This is a genomic window from Dialister succinatiphilus (genome assembly GCF_928721695.1).
Taxonomy (GTDB): domain Bacteria; phylum Bacillota; class Negativicutes; order Veillonellales; family Dialisteraceae; genus Dialister; species Dialister succinatiphilus.
The window spans coordinates 2,040,240-2,065,454 of the sequence record NZ_OV788641.1; the positions used below are offsets into that span (position 1 = coordinate 2,040,240).

Genomic DNA, 25,215 nt, shown 5'->3' on the forward strand with positions numbered 1-25,215 from the left:
ATTCATTTCTTCCGGTTCTTTCCCGTCAGGAAAAGATAACTGTCCTCCGGCTGTGAAGGCCGGAGCCGCCCTCTGGGCATCAGATCCCACAGTTTTCCAAGAATCGGATGCATCTACCCAGCCCAGGGATTTGATTTTGATGATGCCAGTGTCGTCGCAGGGAAAGACATGGTTTATGATATCCCGGTCATCAATGGTTCAGTCATCCTCGTATAGTATGTGTAGGGCATGAAGTCAAATACTTCCATTGCCCATCTTGATGGGTAGGGAATCCTGGTGCTACGATGAAAGTAACATGGAATAGCTCAGAAGACGACCAAGTCATCCTGCGGTTCTACCGCCAGCTCAGTATTCTCGCCTGGCTCTTTCTCCCATTCTGCCTACTTCAGAATTTGCGGCCCCGGGCGGAGCTTCTTCCAGTAAACGATTTACCTCCACGGGTGATTGCCTATTAACGAGATTTTAGAGGGAGTTTGAGATCAGGATTCCTTCTCCTATTTCATGAATGTTGCCAGGAAGGAGGTGCGATTATGAAACAATATGAATTACTCCATTCTTTGTTTGTTGGTATAGACGTTTCGATGAAAGAGAACGTTGTGCATGCGATGCCTTTTTCCCCTGAGGACCATCCTGGGCACGCGCATCTGCGTTTTTCCGCTCCTAACACTCCTGCTGGATCTGTAGGAATTGTCGAAAAAGTCAGTGACTTCTTGAAATTCTATCCTGATGTCATACAGGTTGTCATTGCGTTAGAGGCTACTTCGGTTTATTCTTTTCACCTGGCAACATTTCTGTCCGTTGCACATTTTAACGGACACATCCCAGCCATCGTCTATTCCGTTAATCCCAAAGAGATTCATGCTTACAAGAAAACTTTTACGGATGTAGGGAAAGACGACTATGTCGATGCCATGGTTATTGCCGATTATGCGCGTTCCAACAAAATCCGGTCACGCCCTTGGAAAGGGCCAGAACTGCTTGGCTTGCGGGTACTTACACGTTTGAGATTCCGCATCGCCAAACTCATGGGAATAGTGAAGAACTCGACCGGAAACAGCATCTACCTTGAATGCAGCGGACTTATGACAGGAGAGAATCCCTTTTGTAATGTATGGACCACCACCTGCCAGGAGCTGCTGACAACCTTTCAGGGCCCTGATGAAATCCTCAGTCTGTCCGATGAGGAACTGCTCAATTTCATCACAGAAAAAGGACACGGAAGATTTTCCCATCCTTTAGATGTCGTCGAAAAAGTGAAGAAGGCAGCCCGCAATTCCTATCGGTTGGACAAAAGGGTTTATGAGCCACTGACTTCGGGATTATCCGTGTCCTTTTTCATTATACACTCTCTTGAGGCTGCAATAAAGAAATTGGACAAGTCCATTGAGACAATGGCCAAAAGTTTTTCAAGCGACTCATATCAGATCCTGCTGTCAATCGACGGCGTCGGACCAGTCATAGCCGGAGGGCTCCTAGCGGAAATTGGCGATATCAAGCGGTTCAAAACCGATGATGCCCTAGCTAAATACATAGGATTAACCTGGAGAGGAAAGCAATCCGGTCAATCAGAAAGCCCGGTTAAGCATCTGTCAAAAGCCGGTGATGTGTATCTCCGCTATTATGTGCTCTTAGCTACAGGACAGATCATAAACTACAGCGCTAAATATCGCGAGGCATATGAACGTATTCGCAGTCGTAAGACCCTATTTCCATACAGGGCCGCACTCAATCTCGTTGCTCGAAAGATCGTCCGGCTGATCTTTACATTACTGGATAAACATCAGCTGTATTCCGATAACAAAGTAATGGTAACGTTGGAATAGAAAGATCGAACGCCGGAATATATTCGAAAAAATCAATTTACCCGGTGGTGTGTTAAGGTTACACTTTTTTAAGAAAAAATAATAAATTTCTTCAAAAAAAAGACTTGACCTATGACCAGAATACTGAGCAAAGCGAAGGATCTCGGTATACGCCGGTAGTGAATCATCTCTCGTAAAATACCAGTCGGCGGGAAGTGTACTTCAGGTACCAGGCCCCCGCATGAATTCCTATGGCTTCATATTTGCCACGTACCGAGATTCTTCACTGCGTTCAGAATGACAGAGTCAAGGGGCCATCCAATGACCGGTGCTGCCTCAATTTCTTCCCGCCTCCCCTTTGAACACTCTGGACCTCTTGAACTCTCAAGCCCCAAAAGGGGCTTGTCCAAAATCTCAGAAGTACACTTCCGTCACGCCGGCGCCTCCGTTGGTGGGGTCAGCTTCGTGGAAGTCGGTGACGAAGTTTAATGTTCTGAGATAGTCCTGCACGCCTCTTCGAAGGCTTCCGGTGCCTTTGCCGTGGATGATACGTACCGGAGAGATGCCGGCCATGAAGCAGTCGTTGAGGAAGCGGTCTACTTCGGGGATGGCTTCGTCCACTGTTTTCCCTATAATGTTCAGTTCTGTATGCACCTGGGCCACGGAGCGGGTCATTGTCTTTTTATGGGCATAGGGCAGGATTTTCTCCTGTTTCTTTGGCTTTTTGGCTTTGAAGAGGTGGTCCGGGGTGACTTTGACCTGGATGAGGCCGCACTGGACAGATACCTGGTTTCTGCTGACGGAAACAATGGTGCCTTCGCTGTCTATGGTGTCGATGTACACGTAGGTCCCCTTCCGGATCTTGTCTTGGGGAAGGGGGTCTCTCCTGTTTTCTCTGCCCGGCACAGCAAGGCCGTCGATCCGGCCGCGGATGTCGGAAATCTTGTCGCCCAGTTTGTTTTTATTCAAAGCGGCGGCGTTTTTCTTCAAATCTTTGATAATGGTTTCCGACTGCACCCGGAGGTCCCGTTTCATATTTTCCGCTTCTTCTCTTGCCTTTTCAAGGATGGAGTCTTTCCGCCGGTAAAATTCGTCTCTGGCGTCTTCCAGAGAGTTTTTCAGTTCTTCCGCCTGATGCAGGGTTTTGTCCACCCGGTCCTTTTCTTTGTTCAGGTCCCGGCTCTGCTGGTTGAGGCGTTCCATGACTTCTTCCATGTTATGGAGGGGCGATTCGTTTTTGAGCTGGATGGCCCTTCCCAGAATCATATCGGGCATGCCGAAGCGGCGGCAGATGTTAAAGGCGTTGCTGTTTCCTGCAACCCCGATAATGAGGCGGTAGGTAGGAGCCAGGGTCTTTTCGTCGAATTCCACGAAAGCGTTTTCGATTCCCTTCGTTTCATAGGCCAGTTTCTTCATTTCACTGAAATGGGAGGTAATGATGGCCGGCGCCCCTTCCATCTGGAGGTATTCCGTAACGGACTGGGCCAGGGCAGCGCCTTCCACAGGATCCGTGCCGGAGCCCAGTTCGTCCAGCAGCACCAGATCCTTTGGTCCTGCCGATGGAAGGAAGGAAACGAGCTGTGTAATGTAGCTGGAAAAGGTGGAGAGGTTATCCTGGATGCTCTGTTCATCGCCGATGATGGCATAGATATGTTCATACACGGGGAGCATGGACCCTTCTTCCGCCGGAATGAAGAGGCCCGCTTGGTTCATAAGGGATAGAAGTCCCGCGGTCTTGATGGCAATGGTTTTGCCGCCGGCGTTGGAGCCTGTGATGACGAGGATGCGGAATGTTTTGCCCAGGGTCATGGACACAGGCACCACCTTGTCATCAGGGATTAAAGGATGGCGGGCCTTACGAAGGTCCAGCACTCCTTCGGAGTGGCGGGCCTTGACCGCTTTCATGGAAAGAGCCAGTCTGGCCCTGGCGAAGATAAATTCCATATCCGTAGCCAGGCGGCAGTTATTTTCCGTCACTTCTACCGTCTTCTTCACCTCGTCTGTCAGGTTCTGCAAGATGTCCTGGATTTCCTGCTTTTCCGCCGCCGTCATTTCCGCCAGATCGTTATTCAGTTCCACGGAAGCCATGGGTTCCATGAAAAGGGTCTGGCCTGTGGATGAGCGGTCGTGGACGATGCCGCTGAATTTATAGCGGTATTCTTCCTTCACCGGCACCACGTAGCGGCCGTTTCTCTGGGTGATAATGGCATCCTGCAGGTAGGGCGCCATGTCCTTATCCTGAAGGATATGCTGGAAGGAACGGCGGATTCTTGACTTCACCGTTTCCTTCTGGGTGCGGATGCGGTACAGTTTCAAGGAGGCCTGGTCCTTCACCTCTCCGTGCTCGTCAAAGACCCGGTAAATATGGGAAATCAGGCTTTCCTGGGGCACGATAAGGGAGGAAATTTCTTCCAGCGCCGGGTACTGCAGATGGCGCTCTCCTTCGAAATAGTGATGCATTTTCTTGTAGGTGTCCAGGGAATTGGCCAGATCGAGGAACTCTCTTGCCGTGAGAATGCTGCCCTTTTCTGCTTTCTTCAAAAGGCCCGGAATATCATGGGTTTCCCCCAGGGGCGTAGTGATTTCCTTTTCCAGAAGCACCGATGCTTCGTCTGTTTCCTGCAGGCTTTTCTCCACCACTTCCGGCACATAGGAGGGAGTGAGCGAAAGGGCCCTTTTCTTCGACAGCACCGATGGTGCCAACTCGGCAAGCCTGTCCCTGATTTTATCAAATTCCAGTATTTCCAGTATGTCTTTTTCCATTTATAATACTCCTCTGAAAAAGTGCCCCCGGGTGATTTCCTTCTCCTTTTGGGAAGAGGGAGAAGGTGCTTGTCTTATGCCGCCAAGGATATCCATATATTCGGAAATCACAGGGGCCTGGTCTTTTTCCGCTCTCATATCCAGCACGAAGCCGGTAAGGCCTGTGCGCTTTAATTCATTCAAATAGGGCGCCATATCCAGTACATGGGAATTTAAGATATGCATATGGCACCATTCATCGGTCTTCACAGGGAACCGGCCTCCCTTTCCGTCTTCCAGGAAATAGGAGCCTTTCCTGCAGTACTGAGGGCAGTGGTTCTTGTCTTTGTCCCCCATAACGCTGTTAATGACGCAGTACTCGGAAACCATCATTTCCGTACGGCCATATACAAGGGCAGACAGAGGGATGGACGCCATTTTCACCATGTCCCGGATCTGGGGCATGGTGGCCTCCTCCGACACCATGGCGCCCTTCATGCCAAAGCCTTCGATTTCTTTCACCGCTTCCCCGTTGAAAAGGTTAAAGGAAGTGCCTGCCAGAAGAGGAATCGTCCATCCCTCTTCCTGCCAGACCTTCAGAACACCAGGATACTCCGCCATCATGGCGTCGGGAGAAAGGGCGGCCAGACGGGTCAGCAGGCGGTTTTCCTTCTCCCTGTTCTTCTCCCGCACCACCCTGGGCAGGGCAAAAATCATGATGCCGCCCTTTTCCTTTACCAGGGACAGGGCTTTTTTATATTCCTCTACCCTCACAGAGGAATGGTCGTATGTTTCTCCGCCGAAGATGAAATGGGAAACACCCAGGGCCAGCCCTTCCTCCACCTGGTCCAGGGAAACTGTGCGCAGCACTGCATGGGGCTTTTCCTCGGGAAGGGGCGCAGAAATAAGGGGAGAAAAGGTAACCTTCCCCTGCTTTGGGATGTCCCTTTCATGGTCCTTTTCCCGCAGGACGGACAGTTGTTCCACCGCCTCCTGCCTCATATGGTTCAAAAGGCTCTTCGGCACCATGCATCCTTTATTCCTGATAAACGCTTCTTTCAGAGTGAACCAGGTATTTCCCAGACGGCCCAGCTGCTTTTCTATGTCCTCTTCCGCAGTCACCCGGGAATTGGCCTTTTCCGCAATATATTCAGACGAAAGGCTCACCTTGTGGTCCTCCTGGTCCCATGCAGTAAGGACAAGGGGCTCGCCGGGAACCGCTTTAAAGGAAAGGGACAGAGGTATCTTTCCCTTCACATCCTTCATGGCGGTGGAGTGTTTTTCTCCTTCCACCACAAAGTACACCTGGCCCCCATCCCTCGGTCTTTCCGTAAAGCGGACGGAGAAACGGCCCTCCCCTTCCCGCCGTACATCTTTCACCGGCACAAAGGCCATGGTCTGGTGGTTCGTTTCATAGGAAACCCCCACAGCCCGGGAAAAGTCTCCCCCGCTGCGGAAGCTGAAAAAGCTGCCTTTGACGGACTCCGCCTTTCCAGCATCCACGCCGTGGTTGCCCGGCGCCAGGGCTGTCATCATATGACTGCCGATGTGGTCATCCAGATAGGAAGAAGCATAGCCGCGGTTGAACTCCTCTTTCAATATATTCACCAGAGGCGCCGTATCCGTCTTTCTCCCGCGCTCCGCCTCATCAATGGCCCGGCGGTAAGCGGATACGGTGTTATACACATACTCCACGCTCTTCATACGGCCTTCCACCTTGAGGGACGATACGCCGGCGGAGAGGAAATCGGAAATCCGCTCCATGCCCAGCATATCCTTCAGGCTTAAAATATAATTTCCCCTATGGTTCAGCGCCTGACCCTTTTCATCCACCAGATGGTAAGGCATGCGGCAGGGCTGGGCGCAGGCACCGCGGTTGCCGCTGCGGCCGCCCATAAAAGAACTCATGAGACACTGGCCGGAATAGCACACGCACAGCGCCCCGTGGACAAAAACTTCGATTTCCACGCCCGATTTATCCACAATGTTTTTAATTTCCGGAAGGGACAGCTCCCGGGACAGCACCACCCTCTGGAATCCCAGGGACTTCATGAACAGGGCGCCATCCAGATTTGAAATAGTCATCTGGGTGGAAGCATGAAGAGGAATGGAAGGCGCCAGCCTGCGGGCCAGGGCCGCCACTCCCAGATCCTGCACCAGAAGCCCGTCCAGCTTGATGGTATCGAGGAAAGAAAGATAGTCCCGTAAATCCTTCATTTCCACATCGCCAATGAGGGTATTCAGCGTCACATAGACACAGGCCCCATGGAGATGGGCCTCCCGTACCGCCTCCTTGAGCTCCTCATTGGAAAAATTACCGGCAAACCGGCGGGCGCTGAAAAGTTTGCCGCCCAGATAGACCGCATCAGCCCCTGCATCCAGGGCTGCTCTCAAATGTTCCGGCGATCCTGCCGGTGCCAGTAATTCCATGGTATTCCTCCTGTGTATGATAAAAAGGGTTCTTAAGTTAGACCGGCCTTCGGCAGGCTGGTTCAGAGAAAAAGGTTCTTAGAATGGACCGGCCTGACGGCCGGAGGGTTCTTAAGTTTGACGGGGCCTTTGGCCCCGAGGGTTGCGGATTGCCCTTCGGGCAATGCTTATAAAGTCAGCGTTACGGGATTTGCTTTTCTGTGTCATATGACATGAAAAGCATTACGGTAATCAGCCACCTCCGGTGGCTTTCCCCCCTTTGGTGCCTTACGGCACCACCTTTCCCCCGCAAGCGGGGGCACTATAAAGCTCCGTTATGCTGTGAGCCGCTTATGAAAGGACTGCTTTGCAGAGCTTTATTGTCCCACCGCTCCGCGGGGAGAAGTTGGTGGCGCCAGCCACCAAAGGGGGCATGCATTTCCGACGCCCGCAGGGCGGTTGTAAAGGTTTTCGCTGCCCCGGGCAGCGGCATATAAAACTCCCCTCTGAACCAGCCCGCTCTGTGGGCCGAACCCATCGTTCGGTGCGCAGCACACGAACGATAGAACCCGGGCGCCGAGAGGCGCCTGAACCTTCAAGCCCCACAGGGGCTTGTCCATATGGCGCCAGCCACCAAAGGGGGATGCATTTCCCCGCCCGAAGGGCGGTTGTATGGTTTTATACAAACTGGCGCCTTCTATCAATTCATAGGCGCCCTACAACAACCCTCGCCCCTAAAGGGGAAACGACTCACTATGATTTGTGCGTCGCTTTGCTCCTTCAAATCATGTTCGCTGTGCACGCCAGAGGCGCGTCAAACTTAAGCCCCTTAAGAACCTTCGGCCCATCGGGCCGTCAACCATCACATCGCGTATCCTTTCCATAAAATTATAAAATAAAAGAAGGAGGTATTCAACGCCTTGAATATCTCCTTCCAAATCAGGAATCGATTATTTCACTTCCGCTTCATAGCGGGCCAGAGTGAAGCAGAGGTCAGAGAGACGGTTCAGATAGCGGATATCCACATCATGTACATCTTCTGCTTCTGCCAGACGCCACATACATCTTTCAGCACGGCGTACCACGGATCTGGCCACATCCAGGAAGCTGGAGCCCTTTGTAGCTCCGGGCACCAGGAAATGGTCCAGAGGTGCCAGGGATTCAGTATACTGGTCGATGATGTGTTCCAGGTTGGTCACATGTTCCGGTGTAATGTTCGGTTCCTGGCCCAGGCTGGCCACATCAGCCATCAGAAGCCACAGTTCCTTCTGGAGCTTGTAAATCGTTTCCTTCACATTGTCATGAGCCGCAAAAGCGCGGGCCATTCCCAGAACGGAGTCCGCTTCGTCCACTGTACCATAAGCTTCAACGCGAAGACTGCCTTTCGATACCCTCTGATTGGTATAGAGGCTGGTCTGTCCCTTATCACCTGTACGTGTATATACCTTTGCCATGACAATCACCTTATTTCTTCAATTCAGGGAACCAGAGAGCAATTTCTCTTGCTGCTGTTTCCGGAGCATCGGAAGCGTGAACTACGTTTTCATCGATGGAAGTAGCGAAATCACCGCGGATGGAGCCGGGTACAGCTTCCAGCGGGTTAGTAGCGCCGTTGATCTGGCGAACTGCTGCTACTGCATTTTCACCTTCGATAACCATAGCCAGTACAGGACCGGAAGTGATGAAATCGATGAGAGCCTTGAAGAAGCCTTTGCCCTTATGTTCAGCATAATGTTCTTCAGCCAGTTCTACAGGAACATTGATCATTTTGATTGCGTGAATGGAAAGGCCCTTTCTTTCGAAACGGGAAATCACTTCGCCGCAGATGTGTTTCTTCACGCCGTCCGGTTTTACAAGTACAAGAGTTTTCTGAATGTCAGCCATAAATATGACCCTCCTTAATAAGAATGCATTTGTGCTGCGATCTCACGCAGCTTTTCCACCCGCTCCTCCGTAGAAGGATGCGTTGAAAACAGATTTGCCATTCCGCCGACACCGGCCAGCGGGTTAATAATGAAAAGCCCGCTGGTAGCCGGTTTCGCATCAGCCATTACCTTATGATGGGCATAGGCATCCAGCTTCAGAAGCGCATTGGCCAGCGCCAGAGGTTTACCGGAAATCTCAGCGCCCGAAGCGTCAGCCATGAATTCCCGGGACCTTGACAAAGCCAGCTGGATCAGAGTCGCCGCCAGCGGAGCCACCACGATGGTCACCAGAAGAGCGATGGGGTTTGCACTTCTCCCCTCCTCATCCCGGCCGCCACCGAAAATGGCAGCCCACTGGGCAATATTGGCAATGTAGCTGATGGCTGTAGCAATAGATGCAGCCAGCGTCATTATCAGTGTATCACGATGACGGATATGTGACAACTCATGACTTAAAACTCCTGCCAGCTCATCCCGGTCCAGCATGGAAAGAATCCCTTCTGTCACAGCTACAGCCGCATGATTTTCATTCCGGCCCGTAGCAAAAGCATTGGGCACATCCGTAGGAATCACATAGAGCCTGGGCATGGGCATATGGGCCTTCTCCGTCAGCTCCCGCACCAGCTGGTACAGCTCCGGCACATCGGACTCCGACAAAGGCTGGGCATTATAGGCGCGGAGCGCCATTTTATCGCAGTTCCAGTAAGTATAGAAATTCATGGCGAATGAAATAAGAAGCATGGTGAAAGCACCACTCCTGCCGCCCACGACACCGCCGATTGCCATGAGAATCACGCTGAGCAGTGTCAGCAGCATCACCGATTTGACTCTGTTCAAAGAAAAGACCTCACTTTACGCAATAAATAGAAATTTATGAATATGTTAAAATAAAAAAAGTGGTCGGAACGACATGATTCGAACATGCGACCTCTACCACCCCAAGGTAGCGCTCTACCAAACTGAGCTACGTCCCGACATCGGTTACAAGTAATAGGATACACAATGAAGAGAGATTTGTCAAGGGGAATTTTACATTTCTATTTGGAAAATAGGAAAAATAGGAAAATAGGAAATAATGGCGGCTGACGCCGCAGGTTGTGTAGAAGGGTTGTGGAAAAAGGTTCTTAGGATTGATGGGCCCTTTCGGGCCCAAGGGTTCTTAAGTTTGACGGCCTTTCAGGCCGAGGGTTGTGGATTGCCCGTAGGGCAATGAGTATTATAATGCCGCCTTTCGGCGGTCACGTCCACATCGAGTATCATAATCATTCTTACCACCGTCCACCCCTTCGCCACTTCGTGGCCCTCTTCCCCTAAAGGGGACGCAAGAGGCGTTACGGGATTGGCTGTCTGTGTCATATGTGACACAATATCCAGTGCCACCTATTTTCTCGTTTCCCCTTGAGGGGAAGTCCCGCGAAGCGGGAAAGGGTGTACGGGGCAGAACACCGATAGGATGCTCCATCGCGGTCCTGACCGCCAATCGACGGCCCCCCCGATCGAAGCGATGCACAGCGAACCCTTTAGGGGGCAATGAGTTTTATAATGCCGCCTTTCGGCGGTCACGTCCACATCGAGTATCATAATCATTCTTCCCCTCGTCCACACCGACTTCGCTGGATGGCGTCTCACTGGATTCGCGGGTCGCGGGGCTCCCCTATGAATCCAGTTCGCTTGCACACCCTTCGCCACTTCGTGGCCCTCTTCCCCTAAAGGGGACGCAAGAGCGTTACGGGATTTACTTTCAGTGTCATAGGGCTTGATTGGCATTCTGGTGATTAGCCGCTACGCGGCTCCCCCTTATCCGGCTGCGCCGGACTTCCACCTAAAGGTAAAACGACTCACTATGATTTGTGCGTCGCTAGTGCTCCTTCAAATCATGTTCGCTGTGCATCCACGGGAAAGCGTGTCACACGATTCTCAGGTCGCTTTGCTTCCTTACGAATCGTGTTCCCTTGCCACCCCATCCGGGGGACAGAATAAATCGCTCTATGCTTTCCTGCAGAGACATGGCTCCATTGCTAAGCATCCATAGTGCCCCCTCGAAGAGGGGGTGGCAAAGGAACTGGATTCATAGGGGAGCTGTAGGCGACCCGCGAATCCAGTGACATGCTTCCCACCGGGCAAGGTGGTGGCGACAGCCACCAAAGGGGGATGCATTTCCGACGCCCGCAGGGCGGTTGTAAAGGTTTTATTATAAGAGGGCGCCTTCTATAATTTAGAGGCGCCCTACAACAACCCTCAGCGGCATAGCCGCTGTCAAACTTAAGCCCCTTAAGAACCTTCGGCCCGAAGGGCCGTCAACCTTCAAGCCCCAAAGGGGCTTGCCTTTTGTAAGTTCTGTGGGCGCATCAAAAAAGCTTCCCGATTTCTCAGGAAGCTTTTTGATCAGAATTGAAATACCACTTTGCCCAGCACATGGTCCACCGGCACAGGGCCGATAAACCGGCTGTCGGAGCTGTGGTTGCGGTTGTCCCCCATCACAAACACCATGCCCTCGGGAACCGTATAGGAGCCATCCATGGAAAATTCCATAGGTTCATTGATATAAGGCTCATCCAGCTCGCTGCCATTGCGATACACATGGCCGTTCTTAAACTCCAGCTTATCGCCGCCTTTGCCGATGACCCGTTTGACCCATACATTATGACCCTGGGAAGATTTGTCGAAAATGGCAATATAATTCTTCATCGGTTCATCCAGATCATCCATCCAGGAACGCTCCCTGTGTGTCCGGCTGTCGATAATGACGATATCCCCGTAATTCGGCATTTCTCTAAGGACATGACTGATTTTCGAAACAATAAGATATTCCCCGTTGGTGAGGGTGGGATACATAGATTCACCGGACACCTTGGTGGGTACAAACAAAAAAATGTGAATCAGCATGGCCAGAAACAGGGCCACCACAATAGAATAGACCCAATCTAAAACTTCGTGCATAAACTCTCCTTCATCTATCTGAAAATGTAAAATCCCTCTGCGCATGTTTCATTGTACAACATCACTCCTCTTTCCGCCAGTTTTTCCTACAAAATCCGCGGGCTGCAGATGCAAGAAACATGAGTCTTCGGAATGCCCCTTTCTTCCTTTTCCCGCTAGAGAGAGTGCATGGGCAGGCGTCTTGCCATCAGAAAATTTTCATGTAAAAAAGGGCTGTGAAGAAATGATTTCCATTTTTTCACAGTCCCTTTCAGTGATTTCCTTTAGATACCCTCATGCAGGAAGGACCTTTGCCTCTATCCTTCCTCCTGCCATTTACATCCCTCAGACTTGAATGGTATTTCCTGCCTCCACCGGAATGGACAGACGGAAAACTTCTGTAGTCTTCTTGAAATCATCCAGGTGCAGAACTCCCATAATACGGCATATCATATCGCCGGCAGGGGTATAATTATGGGCATGGCAGAAAGCGATGATCTGTTCCGCATAGGTGCGAAGTTTGCTGAAGTCTTCAAAGTAAACAAAAACGCTTGTACTGCTGGGAAGCTGTTCTGCTCCAGCGATTTCTCTATTTTTTCCCTGTACAATGATTCCCAGTTTTTCTGTCCGGTACCGCTGATGTTTGATATCATCCAGACTCAGTGTGACAAATGGATAATTCAGATATCCCTCTGTAAATCCACTCTTTATCAACTGTCCTTCAATGGAGGATGCATCATAAATGACACTGCCTATATCTTCAAGCACATAATTTCTAACTGCCTTTTTTTCATATACATATTCGGCTGTAATAAAGCCCATCTGAATGAATCCATTGGGCGGGCGGTGGCAGAAATGGTCAGCCCATTTCATCATCCGCTCCAGCTCCTCTTTCCGAAATTCAAATTCAGCCAGCGCCTGATTCACCTCATCTAGCTTCTTTTTGTATATCTGTTCGAGAAAACAATAGTCATTCAGTCTCAATATTTCTTTTGTCTCTTTCAAGCTCATATTGAGTGCTTTATGATGCTGTATAATATGAAATGCCAGACACTGCTGAACATCATAATAGCGATATCCCGTTTCCGGATTTACATAAACAGGAGAAAGGATACCCACTTTGTCATAATGACGAAGTGTAGCAAGGGTAGTGTGATTCAATCTGGCCATCTGCCCGATTAACAGTCTGTTATTTTTCAAGATTCCCTCCAAGCAGCAATGCTGTCGTAAACACCTCAAAGCTGGTCTTGTCAGCTCATTGCAATCCTTCTAAAAGAAATGAATACCCCGTCTTCCTGCTGGAAACCTATTTTCAAAGGATGCAGAGCGTACATATATTTCCATAAAGCCATGAAAATATGACCAATTTTAAAACAGACTGCTTCAGATGAATCAAAATGTTTTCTGACAGTTCCCCCCCCCGCATACATTTCCTCTAATTGTCCACTGGAAACGTACACAGGAGCTATGGAACCCATTTCCGGATTTTGATAAAGCATTTATAAACCTCCCATACTTTAAAACCTCCCATACTTTACTTACTTATTATATCTATCATAAACCATATTTAGCCTAAAGGTCAATAAACGTTTTGGTTTAATAGATTAATTCTTCCTGATTTTAACAAAATATTTACTTTATTAGTAGAATGATTTTTCGACAAATTCTAAAATAATGATGTTTCTATCATATGCACTAAATCCTTCAACCATAATAAAAAAGCAGTGCAGATCATGAATCTGCACTGCTTTTTTAATCACACTTCATCCCGAAGTCCTAACAGATAATCAACGGACACATGGTAGTACTGTGCCAGTATCAGCAGCTTATCTGCCGATATTTTTCTCTTGCCCAGCTCATACATACCATAGGCAGCCTGGCTGCAGTGAAGCACACCGGCCACATCGGTCTGTGACAGATTATTGGATTTTCGAAGGAATTTCAGCCGCTCTGGCCAAACAGCATCAGCATTTTTCATAGACATCACATCCTTTTCCATCGATTGCTCTATTTTCCGTTTTTATCCAGCTTAGCCAGGATTTCCGCCATTTTCTGCTCCAGAGCATCGATACGTTTATCCTTGTCTGCATTGTCCTTCTTCAGGGCATCGATTTCCTTAGACTGACGGTTGATGACTTTTGCCATTTCTGTCCTGGACATGGCCTCGCGTCCTGCGCCGCCGCGTCCTACCTTGAAGGAAACGCCTGCATTGAAGCCGGGATCTCCGTTACCCAGGGAAACGCCTACGTTCACCATGGTATTTTCATTGGGATGATAGAAGGCACCTACAGCGGCGGCATTGGCATTGCGGTAATGACCATAGCCTACAGCAAAGTCGGCCTTGTCGTCGGGATCATAGTCCAGCGGATGGAGAGCGGCCAAAGCGTTGCTTCCGGCTGCGGCCTTATTGATATTATTGTTCAGCCTGCCGTAAGCATTGTTCATATCCCGGTAAATCTGCTGGGTATTGGCAGCGGTGACGCCGTTCACATAGCCCACATTAGCAGCGCTGGTGGGGTCAGTGGCATCGGTGACAACACCGGTAATAACGCGGCCTTTGCCATCCTTGCCATTAACATCAATCTTCGTAGCCGTGCTGTTGCCGCCAATCTGGATGGTATCGCCGGCGGTATTCGTGTGGATGAGGTCGCTGGTGGTCTTAAGAGCGGAATCCAAAGCGGACAGATTCTGACCGGCAGTCTTGTCTTTCTTCACATAGTTTCCATCTTCTGTCGGACGGACTTCATTGTAAAGCGTACCACCGGAAATCAGGTTGCCATCATCTTTTTCAACAGTACCGTTGTTATTAGCAGAAATCGTATAGGTCTTGTTCCCCTTGTCATCCGTAGTTTCATCCACCTTGATACGGTCGCCAGCCTTAACCTGAACAGCATCCTTCGACAAATTCTTGATGACCGTCTTACCGGCATCTGTAATATTGGACAGATTCTTCAGATTCGTGATGTCGCCAGCATTCTTAGTGATGTTCGTCGTGTTCGTATCAACCTTCTGATCTACCTGCCAGAGCTGACCGCCGTTGACAGCATCCGAGCTGTTTTCGCTCAGAACACCAGCCTTGACATTTGTGATGGTGGTGCCGCCTTCACCTCCCAGGCTGATTTTTGACTTGCTGGAATCATCATATTTCACGGCATTCTGATCAAGCGTACTGATTGACTGATTGATGTTTGTAATAGCATCGGCATTATCCTTGACCTGCGTATCCAGTTTGGTCAGATTATTCGAAATGGAAACATCTTTACCTGAATCAATGTAATTGTACTTTTTCGTTTCATCCAGTTTGCCAATCTTGCTATCGAGAGCCGACAGATTTTCGCCGGTGGTCTGATTTTTCTTCACATAGCTGCCATCTTCCGTCGGACGGACTTCATCATAGACGGTCTTGCCTGTTACCATCCGACCATCATCAGCTTTGATTTCACCGGTACCGATAGCACTGCCCCACTTTTCAGCATTAGCCTTCCGGTCTTCTGCATTTTTCAGGTTAGCCCCGATGTTGGATGCGTCGATGTTGGCTTTGTTATTCAAGCCATTAGCGCCATCTGTCAAATCCTTCTTGGCATCGTTGACCATATTCTGGACGTCGCCGATGTTGGCGGCATTGCCCTTGTTCTGGTCTGTAACGGTATATTTGCCATTTGTATCCTTTTCAATGCCACTGCCTACATTAGTAATGACTTTTTTGCCACCATCAATACCTTTGTTGGTAATACTTGGGCCGTCCGTAATCGTCAGACCATTACCATTCACTACTGTCGTAGAAGTCGTTGCCGATTCTCCTTCGCCAGTTGTGGTTGTATAGGTGGTGCTGTTCATTCCTGTCAAATCCTTAGACAATTGGACTTTCAGCTTGTCGCCATCACTATTGACACCGATGTTCTTGTCAGTCAGTTTCGTGCTGTCTGCACCACCGATAATTTCCATGGTGTTGTTCAGCTTCTTGGCAATTTCTGTTCCATCATCACCCTTGAACTTCAGGCCGTCTTCCATGGTAGCTACCTGGTGTTCACCGGCACCATCTGTGTAAACGATACGGGTCAGGCTCGTTCCATCCACACCATTTTTACCGTTGACACCATTTGCTCCATTATAGCCGTTCTTGACAGTGATATCAATGGAAGTTCCCGGCTGTCCATCTGCACCTTTTATTCCATTGGTGCCAGCAGGGCCTGTCAGGCCGATGTGGCCTTCTGTACCCTTTTCACCATCGACAGCTTTCATGGTAACGCCATCCTTGCCGTCTCTGCCCTTGATGGAGATGCCATCCTTACCGTCAATGCCAACACTGGACTGGCCGTCCTGGCCACTGATGCCGATGCTGCCGGGAGTACCAGGAGCACCTTCTTTGCCATCCTTGCCGTTTACAGCAATCTTCTCGGCAGACACATTCTTATCCATGAGGATGGTGATGTTGCCTTTTCCATCGATCTCCGTAGTCAGATTATCAGCCGTGTATTCATGGCCCTCTTTCTTTTCAATGCCCTGAATCTTCACCGTGCTGCCCAGCTTAGCCGTATATTCGGCCCCAGAATTAGCTGCGAATTTCAGTCCCTTGCCTGTCAAACTTGTAGCGGTACTTTCTGCAATGGTCTGGACATCGCCGATGTTGGCAGCATTCGTCTTGCTTGCTTCTGTGATGTTACCAGTAGCATCTTTTTCGATGCCACTGCCTACCTTGGTGATCTTGCCATCGTTGACATCGACATTGCCGTCAGCACCAAGGGTGATCTTAGCACCGGTGGTTACGTCCTTGTCACCATCCTTAGTCGTCGTCTGATTGCTGATGGACGTGATGCCCTTCAGGTCTTTTGCCAGCTGGACTTTCAGTTGGCCATCCGTCGTGCTGTTGACGCCGATGTTGCCTTCCGTCAAGTTCTTGCTGTCTGCACCGCCGATGATATCAAGAGTGTTGTTCAGCTTCTTGGCAATGACTTTCGTTGTATCGTTCTGGGCATCATCACCAGCATATTTCATACCATCTTCCATGGTAGCTACCTGATGTTTACCATTCTTGTCTTCATAGACGATACGGGTCAGGCTCGTTCCATCGACACCGTTCTTGCCATTGATTCCATCTTTGCCATCTTTTCCAGCTTCGTCATAGCCATTCTGGACGGTGATATCAATGGAAGTTCCCGGCTGTCCATCTGCACCTTTTATTCCATTGGTGCCAGCAGGGCCTGTCAGGCCGATGTGGCCTTCTGTACCCTTTTCACCATCGACAGCTTTCATGGTAACGCCATCCTTGCCGTCTCTGCCCTTGATGGAGATGCCATCCTTACCGTCAATGCCAACACTGGACTGGCCGTCCTGGCCACTGATGCCGATGCTGCCGGGAGTACCAGGAGCACCTTCTTTGCCATCCTTGCCGTTTACAGCAATCTTCTCGGCAGACACATTCTTATCCATGAGGATGGTGATGTTGCCTTTTCCATCGATCTCCGTAGTCAGATTATCAGCCGTGTATTCATGGCCCTCTTTCTTTTCAATGCCCTGAATCTTCACCGTGCTGCCCAGCTTAGCCGTATATTCGGCCCCAGAATTAGCTGCAAATTTCAGGCCCTTATCTGCATTGGCTTTGACCTGTGCATCGAGAGCACTCAGGTTCTGGCCAGTCGTATTGTTTGCCGACACATAATTCAAATTCTTGCCAGTTTCTGCAACCGGCGCATCATAGTTGTACAGCGTCTTGCCCGTTACCAGCTGGTCGGAAGTAGAAGCATTCGTAGCAGCAGCGGTCGTGCCTGCAGTGAATGGATCTGCACCAAGAGCCTTACCCCAGGCGTCTTTATTGGCTTTCTTCTGGTCTTCTGTCGCATCGGCTTCTGTAATGGTTTCTCCATCATCGCCGACGGTGTAGGTCTTCAGATTAGCGCCAACGTTAGATGCGTCCGATTTGGTATACGGTTTCAGCTGTTTCATGACCACGGCATCATGGGCATCAATGCCGTCTGCAGCTTTGACGAGACGATTGTAGTAAGCAGACTGATACGTTGTATTTTCTGTTCCAATAGGATCCTGAGTGTAATCGTTCCACGTCCCATCTGCATTGGCTAGCTTATAATAATCATCAGCTGAAATTTCCTTATGGTTTGCATCGTAATATTTTACTGAATAATTATCGTCAACTTCCATAGTGGCTTTCTGTTTCCATTTTTTTGCTACGGAAGCTACATCTCCCTTATCATGGCCAAAAGCTATGACTCCCGGCGCATCGGCAGTGGACTGATAACCGACAGCTGTTGAAATCCGGTCCAAAACCTTAACCTTAGAATCAGGAGAACCATCACCCCAATCCGTAACTCCACTGTAGCCAGGCCAGGAGTTTATTCCTTGAATGATTTTATCTGCTTCATCCTGTGTGATAGGACGCCATTCCACACCACTATCAGCAACTACAGATTGATAACCGGCAGCCAGGGTGAATATCGCATTCTCACCAGTAGAACCTCCAGCGATTCCAGTCGAAGCTTTGCCATTTACACTAGAATCCTGACCACCTAAGGCAACTGAAGCATTGCCAAAGGCCATATTTTTCATACCGCCAGCAGCATAAGAGGAAATTCCATAGCTGGTATTATCAGCCCCGCCATTGACTGTACTATCCTCTCCTATGGCAACATTCTGACCGCCGCCAACGACAACAGATTCTTTCCCTTTCGCATCATTATTTTTTCCGCCTAAAGTGGTGGCATACAATCCCGAGGCCGTATTCGTTGTACCTCCTATGGCACTGGACCAGACTCCGTCGGCTTCATTATGGTCGCCGCCTAAGACAGAACTGTACCCACCGGCGGCTTTATTCAACTGTCCGCCAAATACTCCAGCTCCTCCACCATCTGTTTCGTTCGATGCACCACCGATTACAATAGAATGGCCGCCAGATACATTATTTTGATAGCCGCCGATAATAACAGACCTTAAACCTGTAACTTTATTAGTATCACCGCCAACGATGACAGCATCTTCTCCTGATTGGATCTTATTCGTTTCAATAAGGTTATTAAAGCCGCCTACAAGAACAGAATCTTTGCCATATGCCCCGGCCTTGACATTATCATTTACGTTAGATTGCAATATGGATGCAGCCCCACCAAGAATCAGCGAATTTTCTCCACCTGCTTCAAAAGTGACTTTCCCTTCACCTTTCCACGGATTTCCATAGTTCGTCCCCAGGTTGCGGTTCAGGCTGATGACGTTTTTCATCGTAGTTTTCGTGTCATCAGCATTTTTTGTCGTGACATCATTAACTTTGATGCCCCAGCCAGCATTAACCTTCAAATCATTTTTAGCATTCTTCAGCTGTTCCATGACGACGACATCATGGTCATCCACACCATCGGCGACTTTGACGAGACGGTTGTAGGCAGCTACGTCGTATTTATTTTCCGTAACTTTCGGTTTCTGACTGTAATCATTGAACGTAAGGTCAGCATTTCTCAACGCTTCATACTGATCTTTTGTGATTTCCTTATTTTGGGCATCATAGTATTTCCCATCTTTTTCAGTTGCTTTTTGAGGCCAGGTGGAAGTGTAGTATACATCGCCCTTGTCATGGCCGAAGGCAACTGTACCTTCCTTATTGGCCGTAGCCTGATAGCCGATGGCCGTGCCATTATTTACTGTGACGGTCGCTTCGTTGCCAGCTGCTAAGGCATGATCGGCATTGGTGGAACCACCGGCAATCCCTACAGAAACATCACCGTAAACATGAGAACCATAGCCACCTACAGCTACCGATGATTTCCCTGAAACGTCATTGACTGAGCCACCAAAGATGGACGATGCATTACCATAGGCTTTATTCCAGCTGCCACCACTGATGGTCGCGTAGTTTTCATAAGCATCGTTGTCCTGCCCGCCAAAGACAGCAGATTCGTTACCAATGGCATCGTTAGCAGAACCACCAACTACAGTAGACATTTTTCCCGAAGCTTTATTGTATACACCTCCAACAACGACAGCAGCATCGCCCGACGTTTCAACGGTGTTATCGACACCACCGACAGTGACGGAATCCCTGCCCAATGCACCATAATCACCTGTTACCGACTGTCCGCCTGTAAGACTGCTTTTTTCAACGCGCCCGCCAAGAATCAGCGAAGTACCAGCTGCATCGTTCTTCAGATTTACATTATCAGTAGTATCATAATCTTTCCCCAGGTTGCGGTTCAGGCTGATGGTGTTCGTTTTATTATCTTTATCGGAGTCAATCTCGATGCCAAAACCTGCATCGTATACGCCGACCTTATCAGACAAAGCCTGCGGCTGACCGACCGTAGCGACATCCGAAGCAGTGGCACCGTCGGCAACGTTAGTGATCCGGCGCAGCGTAGTCGTATTAGTCGTTTCTTGCGTCTTAGGATCGGTTGTCGTAACAGTACCACCACCTACGGATACATAAGAAGATACTGCCGCCTGACCTGTCAAGTATGCGTCAGCCGTTGAAGCCGTAGCAGTAGCTACTGATCCGGCGCCGATGGCAATGTTGTTCTGTTTAGCTACAGCATTATTGCCGATGGCAATGGACTGGCTGGCTTTATCGGGATTCGTGCCGGAGCCGGCATTGTCAAAAGTATCTGCTGAAGCTCCAGAACCGATAGCAATAGAGCCAGTACCTGCTGCATCCGAACCATAGCCTACCGAAACTACTGATTTGCCCGAACTTGGATGGACCTGGTTATTGGCATCATATTTTGCGCCAATATATACACTTTCCGTTGCCGCAGAGGCATCGCGGTCACCTATGGTGATGGTATTTTTACCGGCTATTGCATTCATGCCAAGTGTACTTGAACCTACTCCTTCTGCACCGGCGCCATGATAGTTCTTAGTTTCACTTGCTGAATAGGACGAGCCATTATCTTTTTTATAGTTCGTTCCTACATAGTCGTTGCTGAATAAACTGTCTGCAGCCTGGACTGAGGGCATCCCTACAAACGAGAAAGCTCCCAAGGCCAGCAACACAGCTGCCGTCAGGGCGGCACTGCTCTTGGCTACGCTGCTCTTTGTATGGCGGCCGTGGCTCTTGGCGATTTCAGAAACAACGACGGCGCATTGCTTCACTTTACTGTACATGACCTTATAGATTTTGTTCATGTGACCCTGTCTCCTTTATTCTAAAAAAACTTCGAATCTAATGTGTAGATTAGATTCATTTTTCTTAGAATAGGGCCTGATGTGGCAGTAAGGTCAAATTGCCTATCAAAATATGAATAAGAATCCTAAACTAATAAATACGGTAAATTTACGTCAAATTATTGTTGATACAATATATCATCTATGCAATTACCTCATATTGCACCAACAATTCATACTATCAGCTCATAAGCCTTTTCAGATTTTAAAGCCCTCCCTTGATAAACTTCATCTATTTAATGAATAAACATTCGTGTTTAATAAAAGGCTTAATAACAAAACGTATTATTTCAATGATTCGATTGATTGAATGAATGTAAAATTTCTCCTTTTCATTTCTTCTATAGCCATAAAAAGGATGGTATACTCCCTTCCGGGCAGACAGATTTTTTGTTTCACCTGCCTGCTCCAAAAGGAGCATACCATCTGCTATCTTTTCGTTATTTTTTGGATGTCAGATTACTTCTTTGCAGCCAGAGCCTCCACTTGTTTTTTGAGTGCTTCGATTTCTGCTTTCATTTCAGCATTGTCCGCTTTCATTTCAGCTTTATCCTTTGCATTCTGTACATCCCTGGCCTTCAACTCGGCAATTTCCCTGCGATGAAGGGCAGCCAGAGCGGCGGCACCGGCGCCCACCTTGTTGATGTGATCGCCCAGTTCCCCTCCCCTGCCGTTCAGGTAGTTGATATTCTGGGTATTAGAAGTCACCTGATTATCCAAAGCAGACAGATTCTCCCCAGCGGTATTGGATACTTTCATATAAGTGCCATCCTGTTTAACCCGGGTTTCGTTGTAATACCGTGCCAGCATTGACAGCATTCTTGGCCCCATCTTCAATCGTCGTATCAGCTACATTTCTGATATAAGCATCAAGAAATGGAAGTGGACAACTGAACTACTTTACAAATCCATCCATCAATCCTGTTATACATTCACCCATCTATGCGGCTTTTGCAAAATTGGTTACATTTTGCTTTCCTCAGGCAATATAAACAAGTGGAGATGAAAATACAGAAATCCTTCCGGAACTTTCTGAAATGGAACTACGCAGCAGAGAAATAAGCCATGAGCTTTCGCCCGGACAGGCTGAAAGATCGGCAGCGGCCATTTCATGGAGATGATCATGGATTCCTGCAGGAACTTCTCCCCTTCCCCCGGCGCCGGGTAGAAAAAGTGCAATACAAAATGCGGAAACAGGGATTTCCATTCCGTCATATGGCAGATGGCTTTGACGATAGTTGAGGGGACACACTGATTCAACCGCAGAATCTGATTTTATATACATTTCACGGCATCACTGCGTCATAGGGTTCCTTAAATAGCTCGCCATTCGCGTCACCCCATTCCTTGTGCTGCCGTGAAATGCAAGAATAAAAACAGACAACGGTCAAATCAGCGTGTCCCCTCGCACCGCTACTTAGAGAGAGACTGCGTAAGCTGTTCTCACAAATCTCGGCAGTAGGCAGAGCGTCTTCATCGATTCATGGCGGCTGCTTTATCCACAGGGACCTTCTATATCCCTGTTTTCGTGCTGTCTTTTTCATAGCATCCTGCCACAGTCGGGCAATTTTATGTTAGTGGTTTCGCAGCAATTTACAGCTCCCTTACCAAGTAAGTGGAGCGCCAGCGGCGGCGGATAGGGGCATCAGTTCTTTGCTAAGAAATTCGGTCTATACTCAGGGCTTCGCCCAGCTCCATTCCGGTCGGGCAAACACAAGGAAAGCCCTTTTATGGGCAGGCTAAGGGCCAACTTTGCGCGACTTGGCAATCCTATGCAGGATTGCCACCTGGGGAAGGAGCTTAACGATTTGGCATGTACCTCAGTACTGCATCCCTTATAAAAACAAAAAGCAGCCTCCTACGAAGCTGCTTTTTCAACACAAAGAAACCCGGTGCCCTCCCATCCCCTATGCCCAATGAGTTCGGTGTCTGCATGGTCTACGGCCGCTGCTGTGTTATGACACGACGGCGCGAGCCAGGCATGAGTCTCCCGTCATTTCTGCCGTGATAGATGAGGAAGTTACGGATTTCTCTGCGTTTTCTTTTTACCTGATCAGGGAGGGGGTAAAAGAGGTTAGCCCATGGACGCCTGCCTTCCATACTTGCATCCCCTATGGCCATCTTGGGAATCTATGGATGACTTCTTTCCATTCTGCAGGTCTTTCACATCCCTCTACTATATAAATCGAAAAAATCGCGTTTTTGTGAACGCGAAAATGAAAAGTTTAATGATATTCTCATATTCCCTTCTGCTAATTGATATATATCGCCAGAGCGCACTCTTTCCTTAGTGATTCATAAAATTTCAAAGGCAGGTTGTAAAAAGAGGGGGCTTATGCAATATAAATGTATGGAGAGACAAAGCAGGAATCTTTCCATGGAAGGATTCCATTTTCCTTTCTGCTATGTATATCGCGAATATTCCGGCCGGAATGCAGATTTGTCAGAAGGAAATAAAGAATCCCTGTATACAGATTTCCTGCTTCCTCTCTCCGGCTCCCCAGGCGCCTGGGAAGCAAAACGGATTCTGCAGAATAAGTTAAAGCAAGACCACCAATCAAAAACACGGATACCATCCTTTGCAGCATGAGCCCGCATTCCCGGACGACAAGAGCAGGGTTGACGCAGGATTTTCCTACGGTTTAGCGCTGCCGCCTGATTCTGAGAGGCCCGCAATACTGTCTGGCAGGGATTTGTATCCGTGTTTTTGTGCTGTCTTTTTCATCACAAAGAAACCCGGTGCCTCCCCCTAGGCCAATGATTGCGGTATCTGCATGATTTCTTCCAAAAGGTCCATAGGCTTGGCGTCCCGATTTCGCCCATGAAAAAGGGGCTGTGAAAAAATCTAAATGATTTCTTCACAGCCCCTTTTTTGATTCCGAAGGATTATAAGTCTTCGTAGAGGGGATATTTCTTGCAGAGGGCTGCTACTCTGTCGGCGCAGGATGCTTTGATGGCTGCGTCTTCAGGGTTCTTCACAACCGTGGCAATGATGTCAGCCACTTCCTTGAAGTCATCTTCCTTGAGGCCTCTGGTGGTAAGGGCCGGGGAGCCGAGGCGGATGCCGCTGGTTACGAAGGGAGAGAGGGTTTCGAAGGGGATGGTGTTCCTGTTGGCGGTGATGCCGATTTCATCCAGTACGTTCTGGGCTACTTTGCCGGTAATGCCGATGGCTTTCATATCAGCCAGGAGAACGTGGGTATCGGTGCCGCCGGATACGACGCGGATGCCCTGTTTCTGCAGTTCGTCAGAGAGGACTTTTTCGTTCTTCTTGATCTGCTTTGCGTACTGCTTGAAGTCGTCGGTAAGGTCTTCGCCGAAGGCTACAGCCTTAGCTGCAATGACGTGCATGAGAGGGCCGCCCTGCATGCCGGGGAATACGGCCTTGTCGATGGCTTTGGCATATTTTTCACGGCACATGATGATGCCGCCTCTGGGGCCGCGGAGGGTTTTGTGGGTGGTGGTGGTTACGATATCGGCATAGGGCACGGGGCTTGGATATTCGCCGCCGGCTACGAGGCCTGCAAAGTGAGCCATATCCACCATGAAGAGAGCTCCCACTTCGTGGGCAATGGCTGCCATTCTTTCAAAGTCGATGATTCTGGAGTAAGCGCTGGTGCCTCCGATAATGAGCTTCGGACGAACTTCTTTGGCTGTCTTTTCCATAGCTTCGTAGTCCAGAAGTTCATCTTCTTTACGGACACCGTAGGGAACAACATTGAAGTAATTGCCGGAAATATTGACAGGGCTGCCGTGGGAGAGATGGCCGCCGTCGGTGAGGTTCATGCCCATCATGGTATCTCCCGGTTTCAGGAGGCCGTAGTATACGGCAAAGTTTGCCTGGGAGCCGGAATGGGGCTGTACATTGACGTGTTCGGCGCCGAAGAGTTCTTTGGCCCGGTCAATGGCCAGCTGTTCCACCTTGTCTACGAATTCGCAGCCGCCGTAGTATCTCTTGCCCGGATAGCCTTCAGCGTACTTGTTTGTAAGGACGCTGCCCTGGGCTTCCATCACTGCGTAGCTGACAATATTTTCAGAAGCAATCATTTCCAGCTTATTTCTCTGTCTGTTCAGTTCTTCCTGAATGGCTTCATATACCTGTTTGTCATCTTTTAAATGGTTCATACAATAAACTCCCTTCCTGCAAAACCTGCCGCCTCTATGCGGCACTCTCCCAAATCTATAGATAGCTGAATATGTTCAGGTATCAACAGTTTCATTGTACCATAACCATGGCTCTGGTACATAGATGAAATAAA

At 49.1% G+C, this 25,215-nt stretch carries 15 protein-coding genes and 1 tRNA gene; 3 read left to right on the plus strand and 13 right to left on the minus strand.

From position 1 onward, the window contains the following. Positions 1–111 precede the first annotated feature (111 nt). Both NW747_RS08625 and NW747_RS08630 read left to right on the plus strand, forming a co-directional pair. Complete coding sequence (locus NW747_RS08625) at positions 112–216, plus strand: hypothetical protein (protein WP_273188284.1); 105 nt, start codon at positions 112–114, stop codon at positions 214–216. A 314-nt stretch (positions 217–530) separates the two neighbouring features. Then, positions 531–1,823: an IS110 family RNA-guided transposase gene (locus NW747_RS08630; protein ID WP_273186860.1), complete on the plus strand. Its 1,293-nt coding sequence runs from the start codon at positions 531–533 to the stop codon at positions 1,821–1,823. Between the two features lie 393 nt (positions 1,824–2,216). Here the strand turns inward: NW747_RS08630 and NW747_RS08635 are convergent, their stop codons facing one another. The 12 genes from NW747_RS08635 to NW747_RS08690 form a co-directional block, all read right to left on the minus strand. Continuing rightward, positions 2,217–4,565 (minus strand): endonuclease MutS2, encoded by a 2,349-nt coding sequence (locus tag NW747_RS08635; RefSeq protein WP_273186862.1) that lies wholly within the window; start codon positions 4,563–4,565, stop codon positions 2,217–2,219. Further along, positions 4,566–6,974, minus strand: a complete 2,409-nt coding sequence (locus NW747_RS08640; RefSeq protein ID WP_273186865.1) for a U32 family peptidase — start codon at positions 6,972–6,974, stop codon at positions 4,566–4,568. Between the two features lie 929 nt (positions 6,975–7,903). Then, positions 7,904–8,407, minus strand: a complete 504-nt coding sequence (locus NW747_RS08645; RefSeq protein ID WP_273186868.1) for a cob(I)yrinic acid a,c-diamide adenosyltransferase — start codon at positions 8,405–8,407, stop codon at positions 7,904–7,906. 10 nt (positions 8,408–8,417) lie between these two features. Further along, positions 8,418–8,828, minus strand: coding sequence for a nucleoside-diphosphate kinase (ndk, locus tag NW747_RS08650; protein ID WP_187368047.1), 411 nt, complete (start codon positions 8,826–8,828; stop codon positions 8,418–8,420). Positions 8,829–8,851: 23 nt separating this feature from the next. Further along, positions 8,852–9,715 (minus strand): zinc metalloprotease HtpX, encoded by an 864-nt coding sequence (gene htpX, locus NW747_RS08655; RefSeq protein WP_008858986.1) that lies wholly within the window; start codon positions 9,713–9,715, stop codon positions 8,852–8,854. Positions 9,716–9,775: 60 nt separating this feature from the next. Continuing rightward, positions 9,776–9,852 (minus strand) — tRNA-Pro (locus tag NW747_RS08660). Between the two features lie 1,411 nt (positions 9,853–11,263). Then, positions 11,264–11,818, minus strand: coding sequence for a signal peptidase I (gene lepB / locus NW747_RS08665; protein ID WP_008858985.1), 555 nt, complete (start codon positions 11,816–11,818; stop codon positions 11,264–11,266). A gap of 324 nt (positions 11,819–12,142) precedes the next feature. Beyond that, positions 12,143–12,997: a MerR family transcriptional regulator gene (locus NW747_RS08670; protein ID WP_273186873.1), complete on the minus strand. Its 855-nt coding sequence runs from the start codon at positions 12,995–12,997 to the stop codon at positions 12,143–12,145. 50 nt (positions 12,998–13,047) lie between these two features. Next, positions 13,048–13,296 carry a hypothetical protein gene (locus NW747_RS08675; protein ID WP_273186876.1) on the minus strand — a complete coding sequence of 83 codons (249 nt, stop codon included), beginning with the start codon at positions 13,294–13,296 and terminating at the stop codon, positions 13,048–13,050. Between the two features lie 257 nt (positions 13,297–13,553). Continuing rightward, complete coding sequence (locus tag NW747_RS08680) at positions 13,554–13,775, minus strand: helix-turn-helix domain-containing protein (RefSeq protein ID WP_273186879.1); 222 nt, start codon at positions 13,773–13,775, stop codon at positions 13,554–13,556. Between the two features lie 29 nt (positions 13,776–13,804). Next, a complete protein-coding gene (locus NW747_RS08685; protein WP_273186882.1) occupies positions 13,805–20,917 on the minus strand; it encodes a YadA-like family protein in 7,113 nt (2,370 codons plus the stop codon). Between the two features lie 498 nt (positions 20,918–21,415). Continuing rightward, positions 21,416–21,715: a hypothetical protein gene (locus NW747_RS08690; protein ID WP_273186886.1), complete on the minus strand. Its 300-nt coding sequence runs from the start codon at positions 21,713–21,715 to the stop codon at positions 21,416–21,418. 1,576 nt (positions 21,716–23,291) lie between these two features. Between NW747_RS08690 and NW747_RS08695 the strand changes: the two genes are divergently transcribed. Then, positions 23,292–23,546: a hypothetical protein gene (locus NW747_RS08695; protein WP_273186889.1), complete on the plus strand. Its 255-nt coding sequence runs from the start codon at positions 23,292–23,294 to the stop codon at positions 23,544–23,546. A 296-nt stretch (positions 23,547–23,842) separates the two neighbouring features. On the opposite strand, the gene NW747_RS08700 is transcribed toward NW747_RS08695, so the two are convergent. Beyond that, on the minus strand, positions 23,843–25,081 hold the full coding sequence (locus tag NW747_RS08700) for a serine hydroxymethyltransferase (protein WP_008858976.1): 1,239 nt from the start codon (positions 25,079–25,081) through the stop codon (positions 23,843–23,845). Positions 25,082–25,215: the final 134 nt, after the last annotated feature.

Coding starts and splice junctions, on each gene's coding strand:
- NW747_RS08685 (WP_273186882.1), bottom strand. CDS start 20,917: ATGAACAAAATCTATAAGGTCATGTACAGTAAAGTGAAGCAATGCGCC.
- NW747_RS08675 (WP_273186876.1), bottom strand. CDS start 13,296: ATGCTTTATCAAAATCCGGAAATGGGTTCCATAGCTCCTGTGTACGTT.
- NW747_RS08690 (WP_273186886.1), bottom strand. CDS start 21,715: ATGAAAGTATCCAATACCGCTGGGGAGAATCTGTCTGCTTTGGATAAT.
- NW747_RS08695 (WP_273186889.1), top strand. CDS start 23,292: ATGCAATATAAATGTATGGAGAGACAAAGCAGGAATCTTTCCATGGAA.
- NW747_RS08630 (WP_273186860.1), top strand. CDS start 531: ATGAAACAATATGAATTACTCCATTCTTTGTTTGTTGGTATAGACGTT.
- NW747_RS08640 (WP_273186865.1), bottom strand. CDS start 6,974: ATGGAATTACTGGCACCGGCAGGATCGCCGGAACATTTGAGAGCAGCC.
- NW747_RS08680 (WP_273186879.1), bottom strand. CDS start 13,775: ATGAAAAATGCTGATGCTGTTTGGCCAGAGCGGCTGAAATTCCTTCGA.
- NW747_RS08700 (WP_008858976.1), bottom strand. CDS start 25,081: ATGAACCATTTAAAAGATGACAAACAGGTATATGAAGCCATTCAGGAA.
- NW747_RS08635 (WP_273186862.1), bottom strand. CDS start 4,565: ATGGAAAAAGACATACTGGAAATACTGGAATTTGATAAAATCAGGGAC.
- lepB (WP_008858985.1), bottom strand. CDS start 11,818: ATGCACGAAGTTTTAGATTGGGTCTATTCTATTGTGGTGGCCCTGTTT.
- NW747_RS08645 (WP_273186868.1), bottom strand. CDS start 8,407: ATGGCAAAGGTATATACACGTACAGGTGATAAGGGACAGACCAGCCTC.